Annotated in this window: 4 protein-coding genes; 1 reads left to right on the top strand and 3 read right to left on the bottom strand. The window is 38.6% G+C overall.

What is annotated here, in order from left to right; genetic code table 11:
• Positions 1-141 precede the first annotated feature (141 nt).
• The 3 genes from JOC27_RS13285 to JOC27_RS13275 all read right to left on the bottom strand — a co-directional run bounded on the left by JOC27_RS13285 (position 142) and on the right by JOC27_RS13275 (position 2,618).
• Positions 142-1,176 (bottom strand): acyltransferase family protein, encoded by a 1,035-nt coding sequence (locus tag JOC27_RS13285; protein WP_205007760.1) that lies wholly within the window; start codon positions 1,174-1,176, stop codon positions 142-144.
• A 483-nt stretch (positions 1,177-1,659) separates the two neighbouring features.
• Entirely contained in the window at positions 1,660-1,992 is a 333-nt protein-coding gene (locus JOC27_RS13280; RefSeq protein ID WP_205007759.1) for a helix-turn-helix domain-containing protein, read from the bottom strand.
• Positions 1,993-2,162: 170 nt separating this feature from the next.
• Positions 2,163-2,618 (bottom strand): HIT family protein, encoded by a 456-nt coding sequence (locus JOC27_RS13275; protein WP_205007758.1) that lies wholly within the window; start codon positions 2,616-2,618, stop codon positions 2,163-2,165.
• A gap of 218 nt (positions 2,619-2,836) precedes the next feature.
• Between JOC27_RS13275 and JOC27_RS13270 the strand changes: the two genes are divergently transcribed.
• Positions 2,837-3,631, top strand: coding sequence for a sulfite exporter TauE/SafE family protein (locus JOC27_RS13270; protein ID WP_205007757.1), 795 nt, complete (start codon positions 2,837-2,839; stop codon positions 3,629-3,631).
• Positions 3,632-4,120 lie beyond the last annotated feature (489 nt).

The raw sequence follows: 4,120 nt of genomic DNA, 5'->3' as shown, positions 1-4,120 counted from the left end.
CAGACACCCTTGTCCTCAGCTAACAGTTCCTACTGCCAAGCCTGTAGCGGACTTTCACCGCCTAGCTGTCACCCATGCCGGGCGCACTAAAAAATGCCCGTATTTTCGTACGGGCAACTTTTATTAAAACAAAAATGTTAATCAGATATTCGCATACTGTTTGGGGCTATGATGCCATGTCAGTAAATGTTTGAATCGTTTCCAGATAAGGATAGCCAGAATGGGAACTAATAAACCAAAGAGACACTTAATCAACCAATAATCGGGTAAGTTCAACAACCCAGGCATATCAAAAAGTGCACGATGTAAAAACATCACGGGCATGGTATGGCGTCCCCAAAGAAGAAGCCATTGTAAAAATTTAATCTCGCAAATTTTTTGAGAAAGTAATAGAACGCCCAAGCTTAATACTAAAGGAGCGATTAGAGCCAGTCCTGTATGATTTAAATTATCGGATTTCAAGTACAAATTAAAATTGATTATTCCATTAAACTGATCACGTATGAGAAGGAGATAGAATGCAGCAATTGCCAAAAGTATCATATATTTATGAGATATCGACGTAAGAAGCCGGAATCCATAATAGCCAGCCAACATATAAGTCGTGGTTATCGAGACAACTTGAGCATCCCATGGAAAATACGGATGTCCTAAAAATGAAGGTTGCTGGTGAATGGTTCCAATAGCAAACAGTGACAAGCTGATCACCCATTGCAACAAGACAGAGGGAACCCAAGATATCAAAATTATGACGACAATCAAGGTCAATACATAAACAGTAATAAACCAAAAAATACTTAAATAATTATTTAATGTTTGTCCACCATAGAGTAGCCGAAAAAAATAAAATCCCGTATAAGACCACCCTTGATGACGAATAAAGTGACTGACAAGTATCAGAATACTTCCCATCAAGAAATATGAAACAATCAATGGCTTACAACGACGTGACAAGAAATGACGGACAGCTTTCCAATCATGCGCCAGCGGCTTTAAGAAAAAACCACCGATGATAAAAAAAAGCGGCATATGCCACCAATAAAGGGCATCATAGGTAACATCAAATAAGTGTCCACTTCTTTCTGAATTAATCGAATGCCCAACCACTACGGCAATGATACCCAACGCCTTCGCCATATCAACCCATGTAATTCGTTGTTTGGCAGAAGATATCATCCAAAGCTCACCTTCCTAAATTTTATCCGAGATTATAAAATTAGTATTTCTAAAAACTTTATTCACAAAAAAGATATAAAGCCTAACAAGCCAACACAACTTTAAAGATTAGCATAATTTAATGAATTCAAAAAGGATTATTAGATAAATTTAATGTAAAAGAAGGTTATGTTTCAATTCCCTGTTGTTTTTCTAACAATAAGGCCATACAATTGGGCGCCTTGCAGTGAGGAGCCGTACCGGAGTTGCTTCTTAGCTCTCTGGTTTTCGTAGCTTGCGGTGCGTCCGCAGCAAAGAGAACAGCTCTTCAATAAATGATTAAAAACAACAGCAAACTTTGACAGATCCATAAAGAAAAAGACTAGAACAATAGCACTTTCACCTATTGCTAAGTCTTTTTTGACACATCAATTGCACCTCATCACATGAGGCTGCAAAAATAAATCACGAGTATATCACAGTAGCGTCGGACTGTGTAACAGATTAATTTTTAATAGCGTTAATCACTGCTATCAACATCCCAAAGGCAGGGAAAATAAGCCACCAATAGCTATTGAAAATGTCCCAAAATGTACGGTGTTGGATAGAATTATTAATTACAATTTTTTTTTGTAGTTTTTCGTCACCGCGAATTAATTCATCTAAGGATATGTTAAACAAATCGCTAATCTCAATTAATTTTTCTATGTCAGGATATGAAGTGCCTACCTCCCATTTAGAAACTGCCTGTCGAGATACATGCAGAATTTCCGCTAAGTCTCCCTGCGACCACCCTTTTTGTTGGCGTATTCTTTTTAGCTGCGCTTGCAATTCCATTTAATCATCCCCGTTACTCAAATTAGCTATAGCTTAATTCAGGACATTTATTGAGTAAAGAACTTTATTGTGGAATGATAATTTATATCCGCAACTACTAGTTGCATACTAGTTTCGCATTATACGTCTACTGCGCCGCAGTGTCGAACTGCATATCAAAGGCTAACTATTTATTTTTCATAAACAACAGATAAATAATTGGACAGTTTTTCTTTTAATTTTCCATGTTTTTCTTGGTTAAACTGTTTTTCCTCATCAAACCAGTTTGATGAATCATATTGCCAGACTGGCATTTTTCTTCTCTCTTCCTTTTCCCAATCATACCTAGGAAAAATATGCGCATGTAAGAAAGCATCCGTATTCCCTAATATATCGTAATTGATACGAGCCGGATGACAAACATGGATAATTGCGTCGCCAATTAAGCTCATATCCGTTAAAAACTGTGCACGCTCAGAAATGCTTAAATCATTAAGACAAGACACCTCTCGCTTAGGTAGCAGCACACAATAGCCAGGCAAAAATTGAGTGTCGCCAATTACTGCGTAGCCACTCTTCATTTCTGCTAGAACCATTGGATTTATTCCATTTCTTACTGATTGAATTCTGTTTTCTCTCCAATCCAAATGCACGCACCCCCGTTGATGGTAAATAACTGCATGAAATCTATTTAAAAATATGCATTTTACTAGATTTATTTAAATGTATAGACTTATAGTGGAAACATTAAGCATACGACTATTTACAATAGTGTCGCTGGTTATTATGACTGCTCGTCGAATAACGATACAACTTTTCTTTAATGAAGCAACTCTTATTTTAATGGAAAGGTGAAAGATTATAGATGTTCTATCACTATTTATTCATTCTTTTTCCAGTTGGAATTATAGCAGGAATAATCAGTGCGTCTGTAGGACTTGCCTCGCTCGTTTCCTATCCTGCATTGCTCGCCTTGGGCATACCGCCTGTTTATGCCAATGTTACAAATACTGCCGCACTCATATTTACAGGAATTGGGGCGGGCGTGTCATCAAAACGCGAGTTGCGTGGTCATGGTCGCGAGCTTTTAAAACTGTTACCGCTTACTGTTGGCGGCAGTATTTTCGGAAGTATCCTTTTATTAGTGGCACCGGCGACGACATTTGAGCATATTGTCCCTTTTTTTATTTTCAGCGCAGCTTTACTGATTTTACGTCCGATGCGAATTGTTCGTGACAAGGACAGGCAGCAACGCGCCAGCAACGATGAAAATAGAAAAGACGTATTTTGGCGGAAAGTGGCTGTTGTCGCCTATTGTATCGCCGTTTTCGCTGTTGGGGCCTACACGGGATACTTCGGCGCGGCTGGTGGCGTGATTATGCTGGCAATCTTTGCGGCGACAAGCCATGCAAAATTTGTGGAGTATAACGCGCTGAAAAACGTATTGTTATGTGGATCAAATCTAGTAGCTACTTTACTCTATGCGGTTCGCTCACATATCTATTGGCTCGCAGTGGCACCACTCGCTGCCGGATTTTTCATCGGCGGCTATATCGGTCCCTATATTGTGCGTCGTATTCCTCCTAAAGTGATGAAAATAGTCATAGCCATTGGTGCGATGGGTCTTGCCACGATTTTATTTATACAAACTTACTTTTGATAGACCATTCTTGGATGGAGAATGGCAACAGCTATAAAAATCATCTATACATTTGATTAGAGGGTTCGCATCAAACGCTTGCTCATATTTTAAAGGCCTGCAAGATTGCCAATGATTAATGCACAGTACATAGCCGGGTCGCACCGCATTACAAACTCAGACTACTTGGATGACACTATAGTTTTCTTATATTGCTTTACGAAAATATTCCTTTCCAAGTATTATTAATGCAAGAAATATGAGAACGAGTGATGCTCGTTTCCCGATAATCGTCACTTGATGAGGTGAGTGCTATGCACTTGTCAGGGAAAATTTCGCGCATTAATGTGTGTTCACTGAAAGCTTTTGTCTGAGCCAATTCATATGAATATCGTTCTTAATCATCACTTATATAAAGTCTTGTGGTATTAAGTCAAGGCCTAAATAAGATTTAATTCTTTGTTTCTCAGATACCTTTGAAAAATAAGACAACACTAACCTAAGCCTTCA

This window comes from Sporolactobacillus spathodeae (assembly GCF_016908935.1).
GTDB classification, from domain to species: Bacteria; Bacillota; Bacilli; order Bacillales; family Sporolactobacillaceae; genus Sporolactobacillus; species Sporolactobacillus spathodeae.
The sequence above is the reverse complement of the archived record's forward strand: the minus strand, read 5'-3'. Positions and strand labels throughout refer to the sequence as shown.